At 28.8% G+C, this 23,963-nt stretch carries 21 protein-coding genes and 1 other RNA gene; 9 read left to right on the forward strand and 13 right to left on the reverse strand.

Features of this window, described 5'->3' with window-relative positions; all coding sequences use genetic code 11:
• Nucleotides 1-54 precede the first annotated feature (54 nt).
• The 4 genes from trpC to trpA all read left to right on the forward strand — a co-directional run bounded on the left by trpC (nucleotide 55) and on the right by trpA (nucleotide 3,718).
• The gene (gene trpC, locus BLU40_RS08010; RefSeq protein WP_090122116.1) at nucleotides 55-840 is read left to right on the forward strand and encodes an indole-3-glycerol phosphate synthase TrpC; all 786 of its coding nucleotides are present in this window, start codon (nucleotides 55-57) and stop codon (nucleotides 838-840) included.
• A gap of 173 nt (nucleotides 841-1,013) precedes the next feature.
• Nucleotides 1,014-1,685 carry a phosphoribosylanthranilate isomerase gene (locus BLU40_RS08015; RefSeq protein ID WP_090122117.1) on the forward strand — a complete coding sequence of 224 codons (672 nt, stop codon included), beginning with the start codon at nucleotides 1,014-1,016 and terminating at the stop codon, nucleotides 1,683-1,685.
• Entirely contained in the window at nucleotides 1,685-2,866 is a 1,182-nt protein-coding gene (gene trpB / locus BLU40_RS08020; protein ID WP_090122119.1) for a tryptophan synthase subunit beta, read from the forward strand. The genes BLU40_RS08015 and trpB overlap by 1 nt, the downstream gene beginning before the upstream one ends.
• A 90-nt stretch (nucleotides 2,867-2,956) precedes the next feature.
• Nucleotides 2,957-3,718: a tryptophan synthase subunit alpha gene (gene trpA, locus BLU40_RS08025; RefSeq protein ID WP_090122120.1), complete on the forward strand. Its 762-nt coding sequence runs from the start codon at nucleotides 2,957-2,959 to the stop codon at nucleotides 3,716-3,718.
• A gap of 58 nt (nucleotides 3,719-3,776) precedes the next feature.
• Here trpA and BLU40_RS08030 read toward each other — a convergent pair whose 3' ends face one another.
• Together BLU40_RS08030 and BLU40_RS08035 are read right to left on the reverse strand one after the other, a co-directional pair.
• Nucleotides 3,777-4,601, reverse strand: coding sequence for an FKBP-type peptidyl-prolyl cis-trans isomerase (locus tag BLU40_RS08030; RefSeq protein WP_139170933.1), 825 nt, complete (start codon nucleotides 4,599-4,601; stop codon nucleotides 3,777-3,779).
• 73 nt (nucleotides 4,602-4,674) lie between these two features.
• Nucleotides 4,675-5,328 (reverse strand): uracil-DNA glycosylase family protein, encoded by a 654-nt coding sequence (locus BLU40_RS08035; RefSeq protein ID WP_090122123.1) that lies wholly within the window; start codon nucleotides 5,326-5,328, stop codon nucleotides 4,675-4,677.
• Between the two features lie 72 nt (nucleotides 5,329-5,400).
• On the opposite strand from BLU40_RS08035, the gene BLU40_RS08040 reads away from it, so the two are divergent.
• Nucleotides 5,401-7,629 carry an FUSC family protein gene (locus tag BLU40_RS08040; protein ID WP_090122125.1) on the forward strand — a complete coding sequence of 743 codons (2,229 nt, stop codon included), beginning with the start codon at nucleotides 5,401-5,403 and terminating at the stop codon, nucleotides 7,627-7,629.
• Here the strand turns inward: BLU40_RS08040 and BLU40_RS08045 are convergent.
• Both BLU40_RS08045 and BLU40_RS08050 read right to left on the reverse strand, forming a co-directional pair.
• Nucleotides 7,611-9,341 (reverse strand): TonB-dependent receptor, encoded by a 1,731-nt coding sequence (locus tag BLU40_RS08045; protein ID WP_090122127.1) that lies wholly within the window; start codon nucleotides 9,339-9,341, stop codon nucleotides 7,611-7,613. The two genes, BLU40_RS08040 and BLU40_RS08045, sit on opposite strands and share 19 nt — an antisense overlap.
• Nucleotides 9,342-9,382: 41 nt before the next feature.
• Complete coding sequence (locus BLU40_RS08050) at nucleotides 9,383-12,400, reverse strand: tetratricopeptide repeat protein (RefSeq protein ID WP_090122703.1); 3,018 nt, start codon at nucleotides 12,398-12,400, stop codon at nucleotides 9,383-9,385.
• Nucleotides 12,401-12,604: 204 nt separating this feature from the next.
• On the opposite strand from BLU40_RS08050, the gene BLU40_RS08055 reads away from it, so the two are divergent.
• Nucleotides 12,605-13,288, forward strand: a complete 684-nt coding sequence (locus tag BLU40_RS08055; protein WP_090122129.1) for a cell division ATP-binding protein FtsE — start codon at nucleotides 12,605-12,607, stop codon at nucleotides 13,286-13,288.
• Here BLU40_RS08055 and BLU40_RS08060 read toward each other — a convergent pair.
• From BLU40_RS08060 to ssrA, 4 genes are all read right to left on the reverse strand, one after another.
• Nucleotides 13,285-14,415, reverse strand: a complete 1,131-nt coding sequence (locus tag BLU40_RS08060) for a glycosyltransferase (protein ID WP_090122131.1) — start codon at nucleotides 14,413-14,415, stop codon at nucleotides 13,285-13,287. The genes BLU40_RS08055 and BLU40_RS08060 overlap by 4 nt on opposite strands.
• A complete protein-coding gene (locus tag BLU40_RS08065) occupies nucleotides 14,390-15,481 on the reverse strand; it encodes a glycosyltransferase (RefSeq protein WP_090122133.1) in 1,092 nt (363 codons plus the stop codon). Before BLU40_RS08065 ends, BLU40_RS08060 begins: the two co-directional genes overlap by 26 nt.
• Nucleotides 15,482-15,492: 11 nt before the next feature.
• Complete coding sequence (locus BLU40_RS08070; RefSeq protein WP_090122136.1) at nucleotides 15,493-15,720, reverse strand: uroporphyrinogen decarboxylase; 228 nt, start codon at nucleotides 15,718-15,720, stop codon at nucleotides 15,493-15,495.
• A 424-nt stretch (nucleotides 15,721-16,144) separates the two neighbouring features.
• Nucleotides 16,145-16,538: a transfer-messenger RNA gene (gene ssrA, locus BLU40_RS08075) on the reverse strand.
• A gap of 122 nt (nucleotides 16,539-16,660) precedes the next feature.
• Here ssrA and BLU40_RS08080 point away from each other — a divergent pair.
• Both BLU40_RS08080 and BLU40_RS08085 read left to right on the forward strand, forming a co-directional pair.
• Nucleotides 16,661-17,866 carry an NAD(P)-dependent oxidoreductase gene (locus BLU40_RS08080; RefSeq protein ID WP_090122139.1) on the forward strand — a complete coding sequence of 402 codons (1,206 nt, stop codon included), beginning with the start codon at nucleotides 16,661-16,663 and terminating at the stop codon, nucleotides 17,864-17,866.
• A complete protein-coding gene (locus BLU40_RS08085; protein WP_090122141.1) occupies nucleotides 17,853-18,077 on the forward strand; it encodes a DUF3820 family protein in 225 nt (74 codons plus the stop codon). Before BLU40_RS08080 ends, BLU40_RS08085 begins: the two co-directional genes overlap by 14 nt.
• On the opposite strand, the gene BLU40_RS17875 is transcribed toward BLU40_RS08085, so the two are convergent.
• The 5 genes from BLU40_RS17875 to BLU40_RS08110 are packed head-to-tail and all read right to left on the reverse strand — an operon-like array spanning nucleotide 18,051 to nucleotide 21,223.
• A complete protein-coding gene (locus BLU40_RS17875) occupies nucleotides 18,051-18,428 on the reverse strand; it encodes a ribosomal maturation YjgA family protein (protein ID WP_090122143.1) in 378 nt (125 codons plus the stop codon). The two genes, BLU40_RS08085 and BLU40_RS17875, sit on opposite strands and share 27 nt — an antisense overlap.
• A gap of 23 nt (nucleotides 18,429-18,451) precedes the next feature.
• Nucleotides 18,452-18,856: a hypothetical protein gene (locus BLU40_RS08095; RefSeq protein ID WP_090122144.1), complete on the reverse strand. Its 405-nt coding sequence runs from the start codon at nucleotides 18,854-18,856 to the stop codon at nucleotides 18,452-18,454.
• Nucleotides 18,856-20,250 (reverse strand): DUF4153 domain-containing protein, encoded by a 1,395-nt coding sequence (locus BLU40_RS08100; protein ID WP_090122146.1) that lies wholly within the window; start codon nucleotides 20,248-20,250, stop codon nucleotides 18,856-18,858. The genes BLU40_RS08095 and BLU40_RS08100 overlap by 1 nt, the downstream gene beginning before the upstream one ends.
• A 53-nt stretch (nucleotides 20,251-20,303) precedes the next feature.
• On the reverse strand, nucleotides 20,304-20,600 hold the full coding sequence (locus tag BLU40_RS08105; protein WP_090122149.1) for a winged helix-turn-helix domain-containing protein: 297 nt from the start codon (nucleotides 20,598-20,600) through the stop codon (nucleotides 20,304-20,306).
• 5 nt (nucleotides 20,601-20,605) lie between these two features.
• Nucleotides 20,606-21,223 carry a hypothetical protein gene (locus BLU40_RS08110; RefSeq protein WP_090122152.1) on the reverse strand — a complete coding sequence of 206 codons (618 nt, stop codon included), beginning with the start codon at nucleotides 21,221-21,223 and terminating at the stop codon, nucleotides 20,606-20,608.
• Nucleotides 21,224-21,383: 160 nt separating this feature from the next.
• On the opposite strand from BLU40_RS08110, the gene BLU40_RS08115 reads away from it, so the two are divergent.
• Entirely contained in the window at nucleotides 21,384-23,933 is a 2,550-nt protein-coding gene (locus tag BLU40_RS08115) for an adenosylcobalamin-dependent ribonucleoside-diphosphate reductase (RefSeq protein ID WP_090122156.1), read from the forward strand.
• The last annotated feature ends 30 nt before the right edge of the window (nucleotides 23,934-23,963 follow it).

The raw sequence follows: 23,963 nt of genomic DNA on the forward strand, positions 1-23,963 counted from the left end.
CAATAGTAATAATGTGGTTTCGACTCCGCTCAACCTCCAGAATTTATTAGAAAAATGACAATACTAGAAAAAATAATAGCACATAAAAAGCAAGAAGTTGCTCAATTAAGAAAAGAAGTTCAGGTAGAGAAACTTATAAAAAGCCCTAACTTTCAAAGAACTCCATTATCTTTAAAAAAGAGTTTGTTGAGTGTTGGGTCGACAGGAATTATTGCAGAATTTAAAAGGCAATCTCCTTCAAAAGGAATTATTAATGATAAAGTTGAAATAGAAGAAGTAACAAATGGGTATTTAGATGCTAAAGTTGCAGCACAGTCTATTTTAACAGATACTCACTTTTTTGGAGGAAATATAATGGATGTTATGAAAGCTCGTGCAGTTCAAGATACAACACCAATTTTACGTAAAGATTTTATTGTTGATGGATTTCAAATTGTTGAAGCTAAAGCCATTGGAGCCGATGTTATTTTATTAATTGCAGCCTGCTTAACCAAAGATGAACTAAAAAATTACGGAAAATTAGCTGAAGATTTAGGTTTAGATGTTTTGTATGAAATTCATACAGAAGAAGAACTAGATAAGATTGATGCAGACAATAAAATTATTGGAATTAACAATAGAAATTTGAAAACATTTAAAGTTGATTTAGAACATTCAATTCAGTTGGCAAGTTTAATTCCTGATAGTTGTGTAAAAGTTTCTGAAAGTGGTTTAAATGATCCAAGAGTGATAACTGGATTGAAAGAATATGGTTTTCAAGGGTTTTTAATTGGTGAAAATTTTATGAAAACTGATAATCCAGGCGAGGCGTGTAAAGAATTTATTGATCAAATAGGATAATTTGTTATTCTGAACGTAGTGAAGAATCTTATAATCCGTGAGATTTTTCGACTTCACTTTGTTTCGCTCAAAATGACAATATTAAATGTCATTTCTGGAAAGGCAGGAATCCAAAACTAACAGAATAAAAGATACCTGCTTATGCAGGTTTGACAAGAGTAAAAAATAGAAAAATGAAAATTAAAGTTTGTGGAATGCGAAATTCCGAAAATATTTCGGAGCTCATAAAATTAAAACCAGATTATATGGGTTTTATATTTTATAAAAAGTCGAAACGTTTTGTTTCCGATTTTCCACAAGTTAAAATTCCTTCTGAAATAAAAAAAGTGGGAGTTTTTGTAAACGAAACTATTGAAACTATTGTTAAAATAGTTCAAAAGCATCAATTGGATGCAGTTCAATTACACGGTAATGAAACACCAGAGTATATTCGGTCACTGAGCGGAGTCGAAGTGACTTACAACGAAAATATAAATAATGTGATTTCGACTCCGCTCAATCGCCAAGTTGAAATATTCAAAGCATTTTCAGTTGATGATGATTTTGATTTTTCTAAAACAGAGCCTTATCAAAAAGTATGTGATTATTTATTATTTGACACTAAAGGAAAAGATTATGGAGGAAATGGTGTTAAATTTAATTGGCAGATGTTAGACAATTATAAAGGAGAATTGCCTTATATGTTAAGTGGTGGAATTACAAAAGATGATTCACAAGTAATACTGTCATTCTTACGTAGGCAGGAATCCAATAAGTGTATAGGAGTAGATATAAACAGTGGTTTTGAAATAGAACCAGCGTTAAAAAATATAGCAAATATTAAAGAATTTAAACAAAATTTATAATGAGTTATTTTGTAGATGAAAACGGATATTACGGCCAATTTGGTGGAGCTTATATTCCAGAAATGTTGTATCCAAATGTAGAAGAACTACGTCAGAATTATTTAAAAATAATGCAAGAAGATTCTTTCAAAAAAGAATTTGACGAGTTATTAAAAGAGTATGTTGGGCGGCCAACACCTTTGTATTTTGCAAAAAGGCTTTCAGAAAAGTACAATACAAAAATCTATTTGAAAAGAGAAGATTTATGTCATACAGGTGCTCATAAAGTGAATAACACAATTGGGCAAATTTTAATGGCAAAAAAGCTTGGAAAAAATAGAATTATTGCTGAAACTGGTGCAGGACAACACGGTGTTGCAACAGCTACTGTTTGTGCTTTAATGGGAATTGAATGTGTGGTTTATATGGGAGAAATTGATATTGCACGTCAGGCACCAAATGTTGCTAGAATGAAAATGTTAGGCGCAACGGTTGTTCCGGCATTATCGGGTAGTAGAACTTTGAAAGATGCTACAAATGAAGCTATTAGAGATTGGATTAATAATCCAGTAGATACACATTATATTATTGGTTCGGTAGTTGGGCCACACCCTTATCCAGATATGGTGGCTAAATTTCAATCTGTTATTTCAGAAGAAATTAAGTGGCAATTAAAAGAAAAAGAAGGGAAAGAAAATCCTGACTATGTAGTTGCTTGTGTTGGTGGTGGAAGTAATGCAGCAGGTGCTTTTTATCATTATTTAGATGAAAAAGAAGTTGGTTTAATAGCGGTTGAAGCAGCAGGTTTAGGTGTTGATTCTGGCGAAAGTGCAGCTACAAGTGTTTTAGGAAATGAAGGTGTTATTCACGGAAGTAAAACATTGTTAATGCAAACTAAAGACGGACAAATTATTGAGCCGTATTCAATTTCTGCAGGGTTAGATTATCCAGGAGTTGGGCCATTACACGCGCATTTATGTGAAAGTAAAAGAGCAGAGTTTATTTCAATTACAGATGATGAAGCAATGCAAGCTGGTTTGGAATTATGTGAGTTAGAAGGGATTATTCCTGCTATAGAAAGTTCACATGCATTGGCTGTTTTTAAACAGAAAGAATTTAAAAAAGACGATGTTGTTGTACTAAATTTATCAGGAAGAGGAGATAAGGATTTGAATACATATATAAAATATTTTAAATTGTAAAACTAGATATGAGGTTTTAGATTTAAGAATTGAGAGAAGATAATTGCTGAAAATCTTATTACTAAATACTCATTACTCAATACTATTAAAATGAACAGAATAAATAAAAAATTACAAGAAGATAAAAAGCTACTTTCTATTTATTTTACAGCTGGTTATCCTAAACTTAATGATACTGTTGAAGTAATTGAAAGTTTAGAGAAAAGTGGAGTAGATTTTATTGAAATTGGATTACCTTTTAGTGATCCTTTAGCTGATGGACCAACCATTCAAGCGAGTTCTACGGCTGCTTTAGAAAATGGAATGACTACCGAAGTACTTTTTAATCAATTAAAAGATATTAGAAAAACAGTTTCAATACCGCTAATAATTATGGGGTATTTTAATCCGATGATGCAATATGGAGTGGAAGCGTTCTGTAAAAAATGTGAAGAAATAGGTATTGATGGTTTAATTATACCTGATTTACCTGTGCAAGATTATAATGAGAACTATAAAGCTATTTTTGAAAAATACGGAATAATAAATGTGTTCTTAATCACACCTCAAACTTCAGATGAACGAATTAGATTTATAGATAGTATTTCAAATGGATTTATTTATATGGTAAGTTCTGCCGGTGTTACTGGAGCAAAAGATAGTTTTGGAAATACGCAGGAAACCTATTTTGATAGAATTGCTAGTATGAATTTAAATGCACCACAAGTAATTGGCTTTGGAATTTCGAATGCAGAAACATTTCAACAAGCTACTTCAAAAGCAAAAGGAGCTATAATTGGTTCTGCTTTTGTAAATTATATTACAGATAAAGGAATAGATAAAATTCCAGATTTTATTACAACAATAAGATAAAAACAAAAAAGCTCATTTTATTAAAATGAGCTTTTTTGTTTTTATCTAAAACTGAATATTAGTCTGTGATTTCAATATCGAAAACAACCACTGCGTTTGGTGGTATTGTGTTGCTATAACCAGTTTCTCCATAAGCCAATTCAGGTGGAATAATTAGCGTTCCTTTTCCGCCAGTATTAAATAGCTGTGCGCCTTCAGAAAATCCTGAAATAACACTTTGAAGATTTAATTCTACAGCTGTTCCATTGCTGTTGTCAAACTCAGTTCCGTCGAGCAAATATCCTTTGTATATTACATTAATTGTCGAAGTAGAAAATATAGTTTCGCCATCTCCAATTTCATCAACAATGTAGTATAAACCAGAGTCTGTACTTTCTGCTGTTAAACTATTTTCGTTTAAATATGTTAGAATATCATCTTCTCCTTGTGGATTGTACACATTTAAAACTTCAATGTCAAATACTAAAACAGCACTTCCTGGTATAGTTCCATTTCCACTTTCTCCATATGCTAAACTAGGTGGAATTAATAACTTTCCTTTTCCTCCTTTTTTAAAATGTGTTAGTCCTTCAGCAAAACCGGCAATTAAACCTTCTAGTTTAAAATTGTAGCCTTCGTCACTACTCGCGTCAAATTGGTTACCGTCTAAAAAAGTTCCAGTGTATTTTACAATAACTGAAGCATTACTTTCAATTAAATCTCCTGTTCCTTCTTCTTCAATAATATAATATAATCCACTGCTTGAAGTTTCTGCACTTAGATTATTTGTTTGTAAATATTCTATAATATCACCTTCATCTTGATTTAGTGATTTTATATCGTCATCATCACTATTACATGCTATGAATAAAGCAAAAAATAAAATATAAAAATATGATTTCATACGTTTGTTTATTGGGTTAAAATGCAAATTTAATGAAAAAAGCAAGTTTGGTAATGCGGAAAGTGTTAAAACTCTAAAAGAACTTTTTGTATTGTAAAACTCTAAAATCAAAGGTGTTAAAATTTGGGTTTTTCTGTTTAAGTAATTTGTAATCTGGGTTACTTCCAACGGCTCTATTTGCTGCTCCAGACGGAGCTGTTAGCGATACAACCTTAATTGTTCTATTGTTTACTTTGAATGAATTAATTTTTGGTGTTGTTTTACTAATAGGTGTAAATGTTATGTTCTCTGCTTTTAGCAATCTTCTTAAATGGTATTCAGGACCATTTTTACTATTTCCGCCAGTTAATAGCAATGTGTCAACCTTTTTAGAATTTTTTATAAAGTTTAATAAATCTCTTAGAATAATATTTTCCATTCCTAAATCTGATGCATCAATTTTTTTTCGTTCACACGATTCAACAATATCACAAATACCAATATGGTTTTTTATCAAGAAATTTTTTCTTTGCTGAATTGCAAAATCAGTAGTTTCGAATTGCAGATTTAAGGCGAAAATTTCATTTAAAATAGGCCATAATTGCCCATCAATACTTCCATAGCAAAAATCTACATCGCCTTTTTTTAAAACACCATTAAAAAATCGAGGAGGAGGTAAAGTACCAACAATTAGTTTGGTAGCATTTGTAGGAATAAAAGGTTTATATGGGTGTTTATGTAAAAACATTTTACAATTATATAATTTTTATTTCTTCTGAATAGATAAATACTGTGTAAATTTGCCGCTAATAAAGTATAAATGTTAGCATCATTAAATAGATTTATAAAAAGTTTTAGTTTTTTAAAAGCAATTGTTTTAGCATTTGCTATGATCTCTCCTGTTTTTTTTGCAAATTATTTTTTAGGTGATATTCATTTAGGATTTAGTATTTCTTTAGGTGTATTATTTTGTTCGCCAACAGATGTGCAAGGAAGCTTAAAGCATAAGTTTTTTGGATTGCTTGCTGCGTTAATAATTTCATTTAGTATCACCTTACTTTTAGGTTCTATTTCTTTCAATTTATGGGTATTATTACCTGTTTTAAGTGCATTAGTATTTTTAGTTTCGTATATATCTGTTTTTGGTTTTAGAGCTTCACTTATATCGTTTTCAGGCTTGTTGGCTATTGTTTTAAGTTTTGCTTACGAAGTAGAGGAAATGAGTTTGTTAATGCATTCAATGCTAGTTGCTATTGGTGGTTTATGGTATTTGTTATTAACTATGTCGGCTTCATTATTATTGCCTAAAATTCAAACAGATCAGCTTTTTGTTGAGGTTGCAGAAAAAACTGCAGAATTTTTAAAAGTTAGAGGTCAATTGTTAGTTTGCACAACAAAACGTGATGAGTTGTATAGCAAGTTGTTTCAATTACAGTCGGAAATTAATGACAGTCACGAATCATTACGTGAAATTATTTTGAGTAAGCGTTTAATGTCTGGTTTTTCAAATAGAACACGTAGGCAGCAATTATTCTTTTCTGAATTGATAGAGATTTTAGAGTTGGCTGTTTCTAACCCTGTTAATTACGAAAAATTTGATGAGGTTTTTAAAGATCACTCTGAAAAAACAGAAGCATTTAAAAATCTAATATTTGAAATTTCTAATCAACTTTTGCATATTTCAAAAGTAATAGGAGGTGATGGCAAGGTTACACATAATGAGCAAATACCTGGAATGCTTAAAAAAATTAGTTTACAAATAGATTATTATAGAATACTAGTTGGTTTACCTAAGTCTAGAGTAGGTACTTTAATGTTGTTAAACCTTAAAAATTATTTAGAAAAACAAGCACAATCCGTTATTAGTATTGAGCGAATTATAAATAATTATAAAACAAATGATAAAATATTAGGTGTTAAAGATGCTGATAGATTTATAACACCACAAGATTATGATTTAAAAAAACTGAAAGAAAACTTTAGTTTAAAATCTCCAATTTTTAAACATTCGTTAAGATTGGTAATTGTTGTAATTATTGGGTTTTTTATTGGTAGTGTTTTTTCTATGCAAAATCCATATTGGATTCTATTAACCCTAGTTGTTATAATGAGACCAAGTTATGGTTTAACTAAAGAACGATCTAAAAATAGGGTTTTAGGAACATTAATTGGAGCTGCAATAGCTACAGTTATTTTTTTGGTAACTCAAAATGCAGTTATTTTTGGAGTTATTGCAGTTATTTCTCTTCCATTAGCATTTTCATTAATACAATCTAATTATAGAAATGGAGCCATATTTATTACGTTACACGTAGTATTTGTTTATGCATTATTAGAACCAAATACGTTGTCTGTAATAAAGTTTAGAGTGTTGGATACCTTAATTGGTGCAGCATTAGCTATAGCTGCAAATTATGTGTTGTGGCCATCTTGGCAATTTCAAAATATACACGAATATTTTATGGATGCTATTAAGGCTAATAAATTATTTTTGAAGCAAATAGATAGTTATTACCATAAAAAAGGTGAAGTGCCAACTAGTTACAGCTTGTCTAGAAAAGAGGCTTTTTTAAATATTGGAAATTTAAATGCAGCTTATCAGCGAATGAATCAAGATCCAAAATCTAAACAAAAAGAGTTAGCAACTATTTACGATATTATTACCATAAACAATACATTTCTTTCTTCTTTAACATCGTTAGGTGTATTTATTAGAAATAATAAAACGGCTCAAGTTCCAAAACAGTTTACTGTTTTTGTAAAGTATATTGTTGCTAATTTAGAGTTGGCTAATAATTTGTTAGAAGGAAAAACAGCTATTGAAGCATTAGAAGTTTCTGAAATTGAAAATGCAAAGGCAGTTTACGATAATTATTTTGATAATTTATCTAAACAAAGAGATCAAGAAATAGAAGATGGTAAAGAAATTAGTATAGAAATGGGAGAGATGTTAAAAGAGACCCAACTAGTTTCAGAACAAGTTAAATGGTTGTTTAACTTGTCTGAAAAACTAATTAATTCTATAAAGCATTATAAGTCGAATTTGTAAGTAATTCCTGCAGAAACTTGTAAAGTTTGTACTTGGTAATTTACAAAAGGATGGTATTTTTTACCTAACGCATTATTTATTTTTGCAAACGCTGTTAACCTATCCGAAAATATATAACCTCCATTTAAATTTAAATCTATATAGCTATCGTTTTCTACAATTGTACCAGTATTTGGAGCTGCTAAATAAAGTAAAACATAATCCTTAGTTGCACCATTATAAAATAATTTAGCGCCAGCAAACCAATTTTTGTTTTGGTAATTACCAGAAATTGTAGCGTACATATCTGGTAAATTCCAAGCTTCTGTTTGGTTTGTAGTTGTATAATTGTTGTAGTTTAAATTAGCTCCAATATTTAAGTTTTCAGAAACATTAATTGTAATTTCAGCAAAAACGCCTAAAGTTTTAATATCGTCATAAATTACACTAAACGAATTTCCTAATTGGTAAGCTTCAGTAACACTACTTGTACCGTTTGTTTGCGTTTGATTTTGAATAAATAAAGGTTTATTTTTTTCGTTTGAATGACTAACATTTAAATTATACCCAATGTTAGATGCTAATTTACCTTTTGCACCAACAAAAGCTTTGTATTGCTGATCGCTTTGCATAATGTTTAGTGTAGGAGAAACATAGGGATTGTCTTCTGTAAAATCTTTATAATTATTTTGAATCAAGTCTCCGGTAACTCCACCAACTAAAGTAAAAACATCTTCAACCATTTTTAATGAAGCAGTAACATTTGGGTAGGCATAAAAATTATTTGCACTATTTTCTAAATCATTAGAGTAATATATTTTTGCTCCAAGATTTACTGTTAAATTATCTCTTAATACTTCAAAATTAGGATTAAAACCAAGGTTTAAAAAGCTGTATTTAGTTTCTGTATTTACTAAATAATTTTGTTTGAATTTTCCTGAAATAAAGTCCACTAAAAATTCACTATTAATAAGCTCTGTTGAAATTGGGAATTCTACTTTAGGCTTTGCTACAAAACGAATTTCATTAGAGCTATAATTATCTGTAAAGTTTACAACTTCTACCGTAGCACCTTTAAAATACGAATCGAAAAAGTCAATTTTTCCACCTAAATAAATATTTTTGTAAACTTGTTTTTCGTCTAAACTATTTAACATTGTATCATCAAAAGTAATCTGGCTGTCTAAACCATAGTAATTAAATTGTCTACGTTGTACGCCAGCGTTTACTTGCCAGTTAAAATCTCTGTCAAATTGCTTGTAAAAAGCATCAATTCTGGTGTCAGCAAAACTATCATCTAATTGTAGGTCTTTAATACCACCTTCCGAAGAATAATGATTTACAAAAACACCAAAATCATTATACCTACTTTCTCCAGAATGTATGTAAGCTTCGAACGTTGGGCTTGTAAAGTTTCCGAACCCAGCAGAAATGTAATTTTGAAACAAGCGTTCTTTTGGAGCTCGTTTTATACTTTGCGCTTTTCCTTTTGAAGGTGTAAAAGTAGACGCTACAGGAATAGAAAAAATACTATAGTTTACTTTTTCTTTTTCTATGTTTTTAGTTTCTTCAATAGAAGGATTAGATTTTACTTTAAAAGCATCTGTAATAGTTGGTGTGTATGGTTTTACAACAATTATTTCTTCAGTTTTTAAGGTGTCTTTACTCTTTTTTTGAGCAAATAAAAGACTTGATGAACAAATTAATATAGATACTATAAATAGCTTTCGCATTGTTTTATGTTTTAAAAGTTGAACGTTTTATGGTTTAACTGTTATTGTTTTATTGATTCGTTAGTTTTAGCTTGCTCTGTTTTTATACGGTTCAGTTCTAAGGTTGCTTCATCAACAACATCTTTAAACTCAGCAAAATTTTCTATTACACTTTCTAAAATATAAGTGGCCTGAAAAGCATCTTTTAACTCGTAATGGTTATTTGCCATAACTATTAAACCTTTAGCTCCCCAATATTTATATGGTGCATAATTAGCAACTAAATTTTGAATTATTTGATTAGAAACTCTGTAGCTACCATCGTTATTTTCGAAATAAGCGCTGTAGTATAAAGCTTCAGCTTTAAGCTCTCCAGAAGCAATTTTTTCCACTTCTTTATAAGCGGTTTTCGCTTTTTCTAGTTTATTAGTTTTAATTGCAGATCGAGCAATAATTATATGAGCATCAGATTTTATTCTGTTTTCAATTTTATTATTAGCCAGTACTTTATCGGCATAATTAACCGCTTTGGTATAATTTTCATTTGCATAATACCCTTTCATTAAATTAGACTGCGCAAACGTTTTGTTTTGTGGTATGTTAGATTCTAGCTCTAAACGTTCTAATAACGGAATAGCTTTTTGCCAGTTTTTGTTTTCTAAATAAATTTCAGACAATCTAGATAAGGCATTTTCAGAAAACTCACTTTGTGGTGCATCAACAACAAAAGTATAATACGTTGCAGCTTCGTTTTGTTTTTTTTCTGAAAACAATGATTGAGCCAAGTAAAAGTTTGCTTGTAATTTGTGTAAGCCATTTGGAAAACTACTTAAGTATTTTCTAAAGCTAGTAATTGATTTTTTATGGTTGTTTTGTAGGTATTGCTTTTCTGCAGACTCATACATATCATTATCCAATTCAGCATCAGAAACATTTACAAAATCAATATTTTTAACCCAAGCTGCATATTCATCAACTCTACCTAAATCCACATATATTTGGCGTGTGTTTTTAACAGCTTGTTTTGCTTCCGCAGTATTAGGAAATTTTTTTACAACAGCTTTATAGGTTGTTAAAGCTTGTTCATTTTTATCGGTATTGTAATAAATTAATCCTTTTTTTAGCATTGCTTTAGATACTAAAGGACTTCTTTTAAAGCTGTTAATTAGATTGTTGAAATTTTGAAGAGCTTTATTGTTATTACCTTTTTTTGTGTAAGAATTTCCTAGCACATAAAAAGCATCGTCTCTATAAGCAGATTTTGAATGTTTGTTTAAAAATGAATTTAATTCATCAATTTTTTTAGATTCATTACCTGTTAAGCCGTAGCTAATTGCTTTTTGAAATTGAGCATAATCTTTATCAACTCCGTTAGAACTTATAGCTTTGTTATAGTATTCAATAGCATTAGAATAATTTCTACTTGCAAAATAACCATCACCAATTCTTAAATAACTATCGTTTATTCGTATTGCATCTTCAGAATTTTTTGAAGTAAATTTTTTGAAGTTGTCAATAGCATTCGGATACTCTTTTAATTTAAAATTAGCATATCCTAAGTTGTAATTAAAATTAGTGTATTCTTCAGTTTGTGAAGCATTAGGATGCGCTTCAAAAGATTTAAAATCGTTTTGAGCATCTAAAAAATTATTTAGTCTATAATTTGTTTCACCTTTCCAAAAAGTTGCTCGTGCTGTTGTTGTAGCGTCTAGTGCAACAGTTAGTGAATTTTTAAAACTCTCGTTAGCAGCACTAAATTTACCTTTATTAAATAATTCTACACCTCTGTAAAAAGCTACTTTTTGATATAATTCACGCTCTTTCGACCCTTTTTTGTTTTTCAGAAAATCTAATGCGCCTTTAAAATCGCTAGACGAAATATAAGCGCTTATAATTAAATCGTTAATTTCTTTTTTGTGAGTTGAATTTGGGTACAAGTCTAAATATTCTTGTAAAACATCGGGTACACTTTTGTATGGGTTTCCAATTTCGTAACTTAATTTAGCATAGTTTAACCAGGCATCTTTTTTAATTTCTGGTTCAAACTTCATATGTGCAGCATTTCTAAAAGCATTTAAAGCCTCCGTTTTTTGATTTAGTTTTAAATAACACTCAGCCAAATGGTAATAAGCGTTTTGTGCAACAGCATTAGAACCGCCAATTATTTTGTTAAAATTGCTAACAGCACTTTCAAAATTGTTTTGTTTGTAGTATGTGTAGCCTAATAAATAATAATCTGTATTATTCCATTTACCACGTTTACCTTTGTAATTTTTTAAGTGTGGTAAAGCATCATCATATTTTTTAAGGTTGAAGTAACTTTCTCCAACAATTTTAGAAATTTCAGAATGTTCCACACCTTTTGCTTTCTCTAAAAGTGGTAAACCATTAGTAATAGCTTTATCAAACTTTCCTAATTTAAAATTCATATCAGCTAAGTAATAGCTAACCTTACTTTTGTAATTAGATTCGTTAGCCACTTCACCTAAATATTGATCAGCCGTATCATAATCGTCTAAATTATAAGCAATATACCCATAGTAGTATTTTGCTTGAGAACCGTAAGTAGGAGAATCTAACAAGCTTAAAAAATGTTCTTTTGCTTTAGCGTAGCTTTTATTAACAAATAAAGAGTAGGCGTAATTAAAGTTATAGTCTTCTTCTTTTTTTAATGTTAAGTTGGTTGTATTTACTTTAGAATACCATTTAGCAGCATATGCATATTTACCAGATTTAAAATAATAGTTTGCAACATTTATAAAAGCACTATTACGTTTTGTACTTGTTGGATATTTATCTACAAAATCTTCCATTAAGCGGTCTGCATCTGGTTGCCCAAGTCTAACAGCACAATTAGCAGCGTAAAATTCGCAATTAGCTTTTAGTTCTGAAGCGTTGTCAAAACTATATTTAATGTTGTTAAATTTTTCTTGTGCCGCAACAAAAGCTTTGTTTTGATACAACTCCATTGCGTGGTTGTATTCTTTTAAAGGATTGGTGTGTATAATTGTTTGCTGGGCTGAAAGTGATACTGTTATGAAAAATATAACAATAGGAAAAAACAATTTTTTAAAATTCATTTTGCTGAAAATTGAAAGAATTAAACTATAATGTATTAACGCATATTTTTTTTGAAATTGCGTAGGCTCGATTATTTTTAAGTAATAAGCTTGCAATTTTTATACCTTTTTTAATCTATGAGCGAAATTATGCAAATTTTAAATAGTTTAATAAAGGTTGATACTTTATTTTATAATAGTTAGATTTGTTCAAAATCAGAAACTATGTCAGAAGAAATTCTTTCTTTACACAATGCTGAAATTTTTCAGCGAGAAAATCTTGTTTTATCAAACGTAAATTTATCTATAAAAAAAGGTGAGTTTGTTTATTTAATAGGGAAAACTGGAAGTGGAAAAAGTAGTTTAATGAAAACACTTTACGGAGATTTACCTTTAGAAAAAGGTACTGGAGGTATTGTAGATTTCGATTTGACTAAATTAAAAGAGAAGGAAATTCCATTTTTAAGAAGAAAGTTAGGTATTGTTTTTCAAGATTTTAAATTGCTAAATGATAGAACGGTTTATGAAAATTTATTTTTTGTTCTTAAAGCAACTGGGTGGAAGGATAAGGGTAAAATGAAAGCGAAAATTATAGAAGTTTTATCTAAAGTAGGTATGGAAACTAAAGATTTTAAAATGCCCTTTCAATTGTCTGGTGGAGAGCAACAAAGAGTAGCTATTGCAAGAGCTTTGTTAAATGATCCAGATTTAATTTTAGCAGATGAACCAACGGGGAATTTAGATCCAGTAACTTCAGTTGATGTTATGAATGTTTTGAGAGATATTCATAATAGCGGAAAAACCATTTTAATGGCAACACACGATTATGCTTTAATTTTAAAGTTTCCTTATAAAACTATTAAGTGCGAAGGTGGAGAATTGTTTGAGGTTGTTCAACAAAAAAATTAATCTAGTAGAGCAATAATTTTTTTAGCATTTTCGATATTGTTAAAATCAACTAAAGAATGCTTTCTTTTTTCTATTTCTTTTTCTGAAAACTCTTTTTGAAATAAATTTTTAATTTGTTTTTGAAATTCATGTTTTGTGTTTGCTGTTTCACATAGGTTTTCTAAACCTGTATTTTCTATCATTGCATTATTAACCAAGCAAAACCTTCCGTTAAATAAAGCATTGATTAGTTTTAATTTAATACCGGTATTTTGAAAAGTAGGAAGTATATTAATATGGGCGTTTATTATTAAGTTATTTAATTGTTTATTATCAATTTTATGAATTAATTTAATGTTCGAATACTTTTTAAAATTGCCTATTAATTTTTTGTTATTAGTATTTCCTGCAATAATTAGATTATAATTTATGTTAGAAAAAATTTCACATAAATATTTACAAGCTTTTATATTGTCTCCTACACTTAAATCTCCATGGTACAGTGCGTAATCTCCTTTGCCAGCTAAACTTGTAATAGTACTATTTTGATGAAAAGCAGGAATGTATTCAATATTAGTATCTAGTTCTTTTTTTAAATAGTTGTCTTCTTTTTTTGAAATAGATAAAACATAATTTCCTTTGTTTAATATTGATTGATGTTTTTTTAATTTTAGAGCTTCAATTAAAAAGTATACTTTTTTTAATACAGAAGGTTCACTTTTTGACAAACCTAAATAATAGTGATGCTCTATATTATGAGATCTTACAAGTATGTTTCTGTTTTTTAAAGGTAATTTTAAAATAGGAAATGTTGTATGTAACCCTTCAAAAAGAATAGGATAATTATTGGATTTTAAATTTTGAATTAAGTTTAAATCCTTTCTAGATTTAACAATAAAAGGTAAAGAAGATATTAGTTGATTTATATTTTTGGTTCTTTTGTAGTAATAAACATTTTCGCAGTATTTATTTAATTCAAAAGCCTCGCCTCTTCCGTATTCAAAAGTATGTAAGGTTATTTTTATGCCTAATTGATATAAAGCTTTTATTTTAAAAAAAACATCTATTACTCCACCGTAATTTGGAGGGTAGGGAACATCAAATGAAACTATGTTTATATGTTTAGACAAGGTTGTTGAAAATTTCAATTAATTGTTTTTCTTCGTTTTCCCAAATTAATTCTTTTTTAGCTGTTTTAAGCTGTTTTAGATATTTGTTTTTAGAGTTTAATAAAATATCAATTTGTAAAGCAAGTTTTTTAGGTGTTCTATTATTAACAACTTGTCCAATTTTATATTTTTTTATAATAGCACTCATTTCTGGTAAATCTGAAACTAAAACAGGAACTTCAGCTTGCACATAATCAAATATTTTATTTGGTAGAGCATACCTATAATTTAAACCTAAATCCTCTTCAATACTAATGCCTAAATCGGCTAATGGTGTTATTTTTTTTAATTCAGATGGTAATACCCTAGAAATTAGTTTGACGTTTGTTAATTTATGTTTTTCAACTTCTTTTTTAATATCCGTTTCAATTTCTCCACTGCCTATTATTAATAAAAGAGCATTATTTAAGTATTGCATAGTTTCAATAATTAATTCAAGCCCTCTGCCTTTATTAATTGCACCTTGATAAATGATTAATTTTTTATCATTAGGATTAAAGTTTAATTTAGATTTTGCTATTGAAAGTTGAGCTTTAGGAAAATTTCTAACAACCTTAAAGTCTGTTTTATACAGCTTATTATAAAAATTGGCAATTGAATTATTTACTGTATATGTGTTTTTTAAATTAGGAACAATTAGTTTTTCAATAGTAAGCCAAATTTTTTGTTTAAAAGGCCTGTTTATTAATTCAGGAAGTTCAGAAAATAATTCGTGAGAATCATAAACTAATTTAATATTAAAAAGTTTACTAATAATAAAATTTGGAAGTAGAGTATCTAAATCATTGGCTAGTAAAACATCTTTTTTGGAAAAAAATAATTTAAAAAAGAGTCTTGTATTAAATTCAGCATAAGAAAGCATACCGCGATTAAATACTAAATTGAATTTTAAAACTTTATATGGGAGTTTTAATTTTAGGGTTTTGGTTTTTTTTCGTCCAATTACTAAAACTTCAAAATTATTGTTAATTAATGTGTTGCATACTTTCTGTACTCTTTGGTCGGTACTAAAATCGTTGTTAACAGATACAATAATTCTTTTCAAAAATTAATTTTTTAATTCTTTTTTAAAAATAAGTAATAAATGTTAGCAAATAAAATAAAAACGTTTGTAATTATTATTGGGTAAGAAATATTAAGCATAAAACCATACAAAACGAAAAGTACAGCTCCAATAGAATTTATAATTCTTAGTGTTTTAACGTTTTTCATTGTAAACGAAATAATAAGGGCTAGCGAGGCTAAATATCCAACCCATTCGGTATAAGTAATTCCAAATATCATAATGTTAAATTTTTAAGGGGGGCAAATGTAGTAATTAATTTGAGAATAACATACCTCTATAAAAAAAGAAACCTCACTCAAAGTATGAGTGAGGAAAATTGCTATGAAAAAGATTGATAAGTATTACACTTATCAGGTACAAATATACAGCTAATATTTTATATGCAATACAAAAAATGTGAAAAAAATGTTAAAATAATAAGTTTAGTTAAAGTTTTCTTTGTTTGAAATTTTTCAAATGAATCTATCTACCTGTAAATAAGTTGTTTGTGTGGTTTGGTTGGAGGTTGTTAGAATAAAATAATTTAATATTTTTTTTCTTTTAAATTAACTTATTCAAATTAAAAAAATTATATTGGTTAAATTACAAGAAATTATTAAGGTAGAATATTGAATAATTGAGAGAAAAAGGGAAAAAATAAAATAGTGGAGACGCCGGGAATCGAACCCGGGTCCAAACAAGCAACCAAAGTAGTTTCTACATGCTTAGTTTTCGATTAATTTTCGATAATAAGCTGACCGAAAACAGCCCACTTAAAACTTAGTTTTTTTAGTTTCGAAATACTACCAAAACTTTAGTATTTCTATATTAACTTTTACGATGCCCGTAAATTGATCGCCGCTAATCAAGGCTATCAGGGGGCATAAAGCTTGCACACCTTGTGTGCCGAGGCTAATCCTACTATAATTCGGATTATGCAGCTAAAGCGTAGTTATCTTCGCCGTTTAAAATGTTGAAATTGTGATTTACGAGTGCTATTTCATTACTCGACATGCTTCTAGTTTAATTGACCTTGCAGTCAAAACCAGTCGTCCCCAATAAATCAAAGATCTTATATCTTTTAAAGATCGCAAATGTATAAAAAAATCTGTTAGTATAATTATTTGCGTGTTCCTTTAATTCATAATATATTGTGCAAAACTTATACCAAATGTAATTATGAAGTTAGGAATTATTAAAGAAAGAAAAAATCCACCAGATAGAAGAGTAGTTTTATCACCAAAAAAATGTAAAGAAATTCTAAAAGAATATCCTCAACTTCACATTAAAGTAGAAAGTTCTGATATTAGAGTTTTTAAAGATGAAGATTATATAAAGGAAGGTATTGAGGTTGTAAATGATGTTTCGGATTGTGATATATTGCTTGGAGTAAAAGAAGTGCCTATTGAAAATTTAATTCCTAATAAACAATATTTCTTTTTCTCACATACTATTAAAAAGCAACCTTATAACAGAAAATTACTTAAGGCTATTTTAGATAAAAACATTAAACTATATGACCATGAAGCTATTGTAGATAAGCATAATGTGCGTTTGGTTGCTTTTGGAAAGTATGCTGGTAATGTAGGTGCTTATAACGGTTTAAGAGCTTATGGAAAAAAGGCTGAGCTTTTTGAAATGCCTAAGGCAGAAGAGTTACACAATCAGCAAGAATTGATTGATGAAATGAGTAAAGTAGATTTACCGAACATTAAAGTTGTATTAACTGGTTGTGGTAGAGTTGGTAATGGAGCAAAAGAAATGCTTGAAGGTATGGAAATGCGAGAAGTTACTATTAATGAATTTTTAAACGAATCGTTTAAAGAACCTGTTTATGTTCAAATAAATGCGTTAGATTATAATGTTAGAAAGGATGGTTTTGTAAAAGGCTATCAAGACTTTTTTACACATCCAGGAGCTTATGAAAGTAATTTTATGCGTTTTGCCAAAGTGGCAGATATGTACATTGCGGGGCATTTTTATGGAGATAATGCACCCTTTATTTTTAGCAGAGAAGATGCTAAACATAAAGATTTTAATATAAAAGTTGTTGCAGATATTAGCTGTGATATTGATGGGCCTGTTGCCTGTACCATAAAACCTTCAACCATTAAAAATCCTATTTACGGATATTCTCCTTCAGAAGAAAAAGAAGTTGATTATTTAAATGAAGAGGCTATTGCTGTTATGGCAGTTGATAATTTACCTTGTGAGTTACCTAAAGATGCATCTGAAGGTTTTGGAAAAAGTTTTGCAGAGCATGTGATTCCTTCATTTTTTAATAATGATGAAGATGGTGTTCTAAAAAGAGCTAGAATGACTAGTAAAGGTAAATTGAAACGTAGATTTAAATATTTGCAAGATTTTGTTGATGGAAAAGAATAACCAACAACATGAATTAGTAAAATTAGCAAATACTAAAATGCCATACGGAAAGTATAAGGGTAAGCATTTAATTGATTTGCCAGAACATTATGTAGTTTGGTATAATAATAAAGGGTTTCCGAAAGGTAAATTGGGCGATATGCTACGTTTGGTTTATGAATTAAAACTAAATGGTTTAGAAGATTTAGTTAGAAAATTGAGAGTTTATTAATTTTTCAAACACTAGAGTTGTAACTACTCCAAAAGTATAAGCGATTAAATCGCTTATACTAAATGTGGTACCTATAATTATTTTTATAATTCTGTTTTCAATATTTAATATTTTTATAATGTTTATTAATTGTAAAAATTCAACAAAAAAAGAAATAGTAAGTACTGCTATTCCAATTGAAAGCGGATTCACTTTTAAAAAACTTTTAAAAAAACAGTACAAAAGTATAGTTGCTAAAAAATCACCAAATATATTTCTAATAAAGGGCTGTGTGCAATAGCTAGCTATTAATATTTCCGTTATTAACACTATTATAAAAGTTAAAAAGTAGCGGTAGTTATATGTAATCATTCTATTTCTAAAATTATTTTATTTTATTTTTTAAAAAACCAAATCCAACTTGTAACAGATGTTAAAAATACCGTTATGATAAAGTTGATAATAAAAGGTTCAATTATATTCATGTTAAATGCTAGCCCAGTGCAAATAACAAATGATACTATTGCGTAATATGGGAAATACCTTTTGAAAATTTCTTTTGGATTAAATTTAGTAATGGATATTTTATAAAATGGAACAATGGTTAGTATAACTGAAATATAACAGATTACGCTTATAATAATTGATGAGATGATAAAAAATGCAAATACGATTGGAAGATCATCTAGGTCTGTTTTTTGAATTTTACCGTAACATAATATGTTCAAACTCCAATTTAAAAATATTGCGGTAATTGTTGCTCTTAAACTTGTAGCTGTAATTCGTTGTGATAAATTCATTACTCAATAGTTAAATTATCAGCAACCATTTCTTGCCAAGAGTTTCTTTTTAACTGAGATACATAATTTGCGTGTTTACTCTCAATTTCCTCTTGTTGTCTAAAGCTTACATTGTTTCCTTTATCAATATATGCTTTAAGAGCAAATGTGTTGTTGTTAGATAGGTTTAGTAGGTATTCCATATCAATAACTTCAGCAGTATATAAATTGTATTTTGAAATAATTGCATCCCAATTTATGAAAGAGAACATAACTAAAATTGAAAAAGCAATAGTTGCATTTTGTCTAAATAAATACCAAATATTTTTTTGCTGGTTTACCTTTATAAAAGTTGTAATTAAACCACTAATAGCTAATAATAAATAGATTAAAACTCCAATTCTTTTATAAGTTAACCCAAACGAAGTTATATATTCAATATTTTTAATACTTGTACTAACACTTAATAATAAGTTTAAAACAATCCACACAATAGTTAGCGTTTTTAGTTTTTTGTTTTCTTTATAAAAGTTTAAATGACCTCTAAAAAAGTATAGAATAATTGCAATAGCTAATACAATAGATATAATTAATGTGTAAACGCCATTGTGTACTTGTTTAGAAATTTCTGCAGCAGATAAATAATGCAGTTTAGATATGTAAACAAAATCTGTTACTAAAAACAATATTATTAAAACATTTAATGTTAGAATTAATACGGTTGCTAATTTATTTTCATTTTTTAAATTATCCGTTGAAGTTTCTTTCAATTTATTTTGAAGGAGCAAATTTCCAGTAGTTAAATCTGTGTTTGTTGCTGGTTCAATTTTAATTGGATTAAGAATATTATTGAATAAATAATAGCCCAAACCAGTAAATAATATCCATTTAAAATTTATAAAACTTAAATCTATTTTAGAAAGTAAATCACTAAATACCGGATTTCCTTTGCTGTACAATACTATAAATACAACAACTACAATTATGGTTGGAATTGTTATTTTTAAATTTGAGACAAATTTTTTCTGATTGTTAGTGTTGCTTGTTGAAATAACATTAGAATTTTGTTTTTCGAAATAAATGGCAAATACAGATACAATACAACTATATAAACCATTTATCCAATTAATATAAATAGAGGTTCTATTTTCTGAAAAAGCACCAACTACCGTAAAAAATGAAATAAGGTTTGCAATAATAGTTAAATCCGATTTTTGAAAAAACACTGCTATTCCAGTTAGCAAGTAAATAACGCTATACCAAATTGTAGTTTTGTTATTAATTTTTGAAGGATGAACTATTGCTAAACTAATAATTGTAGTTATAGTAAAAAGCAAAAGGTTTAGCCCTACAGATTGTTGAAAAAAGAGTAGGCTAAAAGTAATAGCGGAAATAAGTGTAATAATTTTCTTCATAATTATATTTATTTAAAAGTACTTTGTTTTTCAAAGTGTATAGTTAAAAAAATTTAGTTTTTATTAATTAGTTTTTCTAAAGCAGTTATATGCTTTTTAAATTCTAAAGTTCCAAGTTTAGATATGCTATAGCGAGTATTTGGTTTTTTACCAATAAACTGTTTTTCAATTATTAAATATTCAACTTTTTCTAAAGCTTTAATATGGCTAGCTAAATTACCATCGGTAACACCTAATATTTCTTTTAACGAATTAAAATCTAAAAACTCGTTAACCATTAACGCTGACATTATTCCTAGTCTTATTCTATTATCAAAAGCTTTATTTATATTTTTAAGAATATCTTTCATATAAATTACTTGTCGTATTTAGTATACATTAAAGTTCCGTATATTATATGAAATACACCAAAGCCTAAAGCCCAAAAATAAATTCCGTAGCCAATAAACTGTGTTGCAATTAAACCTGTAATTATGTTAGCCATTCCTAAATACTCAATATTACCTAATGTATATTTACTAGCATTTACACAAGATAAACCGTAAAAAATTAACATAAATGGAGCAATTAAACCTATTAAGTTGTATTGGTATAAAACAATACATAATAAACCACCAGTAAATAAAGGAACAATAAAGCTTTTTAGCAACCTTCTAGTAGTTGACGTCCAAATTTTTTCGTTATTAGATTTAGCCTTTTTGCTAGTTAATAAAAAGGCTGTAGATACAGATAGTAACAGTACAATACTAGCAACAACTAAAAGTAGAATTTCAAAATAATGAATTGGTAAGTGTTCGATACCAGTTTCGCCTTGCTGATACGAATTAATTAAGAATTTTCCAACAAAAGCTCCTATCAAAGCATACACGCCAGCTAAAATTCCAGACATTCCACTAAGTGATATAAACCGAGTAGATTTATTCATTATCGATTTAATTTCTGTAAGGTCTTGTAAATAATCTTTTTCGCTCATGTTAAAAGTACTTTGAAAAGCAAAGTAAATAAAAAAATGGCACTCAAACAAGTTTTCAACAAAAAATGTTAATTACTAATTCTAAATAAGACTGTTTAGTTTTTAATTAATGCATAATTTTAATTTTTGAAAAATAAAACGATAAATCTGCTTAATAAAAATGACTGAAGAATTAGTGTTTCCGAAAACGTATACTTATAAAGAGGTGTTAAAGAGTTGTTTAGACTACTTTAATGATGATGAACTTGCAGCAACAACTTGGATGAATAAATACGCCATGAAAAATAAAGATGGTGAGTATTTAGAGTCTTCTCCAAATGATATGCATAAAAGAATGGCTGCTCAGTTTGCTAGAATTGAGAAAAAATATGATGAAGCTAAAGTTGATACTGAAGGCTTATCTGAATACGGAAAAACTCGTTCTAAACTTGGTGAAGAAGAGATTTTTGAGCTTTTTAAAGATTTTAAATACACAATTCCACAAGGAAGTGTAATGTCTTCTTTAGGTAATACTAATGTAATTGCTTCTTTATCAAACTGTGTGGTTGTACCACCTGTTTACGATTCTTATGGAGGTATTTTTCATACAGACCAACAATTAGCACAATTATTTAAACGTAGATGTGGAGTAGGAGTAGATTTATCAAATTTACGTCCAAATGGTGCACAGGTTTCAAACTCTGCTGGTTCTACAACTGGAGCGGTTTCATTTATGGATCGTTTTTCAAATACAACTCGTGAGGTTGCACAAAACGGTAGACGTGGAGCATTAATGCTTACTATGGATATTGCACATCCAGATGTTGAAGATTTTATTACTGTAAAACAAGATTTAACAAAAATAACAGGAGCAAATATTTCATTAAGATTGTCAGATGAATTTATGTTGGCTGTTGTTAAAGATGAAGATTATACGTTGCGTTGGCCAATAGACAGCGAAACACCAAAATATACCAAAGTAGTTAAAGCTAAAAAATTATGGGATTCTATAATTAAATGTGCACATAACACTGCAGAACCAGGATTAATTTTCTGGGATCGTCAACATTATTATTCTACATCATCGGTATATCCAGGATTTAAGAATGATTCAACAAACCCTTGTTCAGAAATTGCAATGCAAGGTGGAGATAGCTGTCGTTTAATTGCAGTTAACTTATATAGTTTTGTAGATAACCCATTTACAGATAAAGCATCGTTCGATTTTAAAAAGTTTTATAAAGTAGTTTATGAAACACAAAGATTAATGGATGATTTGGTTGATTTAGAGCTAGAAGCTGTTGATAAAATATTCAACAAAATAATGCATGATAAAGAACCAACAGACATTAAACAAGTAGAAATTGATACTTGGAAATTGTTGTACAAAACAGGTAAAACTGGACGTAGAACTGGTTTAGGTTTTACAGCATTAGCAGATGCTGTTGCTGCTTTAGGAAAAAAGTTTGATACCGATGAAGCAATTGAGGTTGTTGATGAAATTATGAAAGTTAAATTTAGAGGTGAGTTTGATAGTAGTATTGATATGGCTATTTCTCGTGGAAAATTTAAAGTTTTCAACCCAGAAATTGAAAAATTCTCTGAGTTTGTTCAAATGATAGAAACAGATTTTCCTGATATTTATGAAAGAATGATGAAATACGGGCGTAGAAATATTTCTGTAAGTACAGTGGCTCCTACTGGAAGTTTAAGTATGCTAGCTCAAACATCATCAGGAATTGAACCTGTATTCTTATTATCATACAAAAGAAGAAGAAAAATAAATCCAGACGATCCAAATGCAAAAGTTGCTTATGTAGATGATATGGGAGATGAGTTTGAAGAGTTTGATGTATACCACGGTAAATTGAAAACTTGGATGGACATAACTGGAGAAACAGATATAGATAAGAGTCCGTACAAAGGTGCAACTGCCCCAGAAATAGATTGGGAGAAACGTGTTGAAATGCAAGCGTTAGTTCAAAAATATACTACGCACTCAATTAGTTCAACAATTAACTTGGCTAAAGATGTTCCTGTAGATTTAGTTGGCGATATTTATATTGAATCTTGGAAAAAAGGATTAAAAGGAATTACAGTTTATAGAGATGGTTCTCGTAGTGGTATTTTAGTTTCTAATGACGATAAGAAAAAGGAGAAAAAAGGTGAATGTTATGCTGAAACTATTTTCCCTAAAAGACCTAAGAAAATTGACGCAAAAATAGTTCGTTTCCAAAATGATTACGATAAATGGGTTGCGGTTGTAGGAGTAATTAATAATAAACCTTACGAAATTTTTACAGGTAAATTAGATGATGCATTTTTATTACCAACCTGGTTAGAAGAAGGTTGGGTAATTAAAAATAAAGATGACGAAGGTAAAACAAGATACGATTTACAGTTTGCAGATAAGCACGGTTATAAAGTAACTTTAGAAGGTTTATCTAGAACTTTTGATAAAGAGTATTGGAATTACGCTAAGTTAATATCTGGAGTATTACGTCACGGAATGCCAATTCCTTACGTAGTTGATTTAGTTAACAACTTAAATTTATACGATACAAATATTAACACTTGGAAAAACGGTATTGCACGTACATTAAAACAATTTGTTATAGATGGTACACAAGCTGTAGATAAAAAATGTCCAGAATGTGGTGATCCAGAAGGGTTAATTTATGAAGAAGGTTGTTTAAAATGTAAAAGTTGTGGACACTCTAAGTGTGGATAGTAAGCACAAATAATTAAAAATATTAAACAC

Origin of the sequence: Lutibacter oricola (assembly GCF_900106565.1) — a bacterium.
Taxonomy (GTDB): domain Bacteria; phylum Bacteroidota; class Bacteroidia; order Flavobacteriales; family Flavobacteriaceae; genus Lutibacter; species Lutibacter oricola.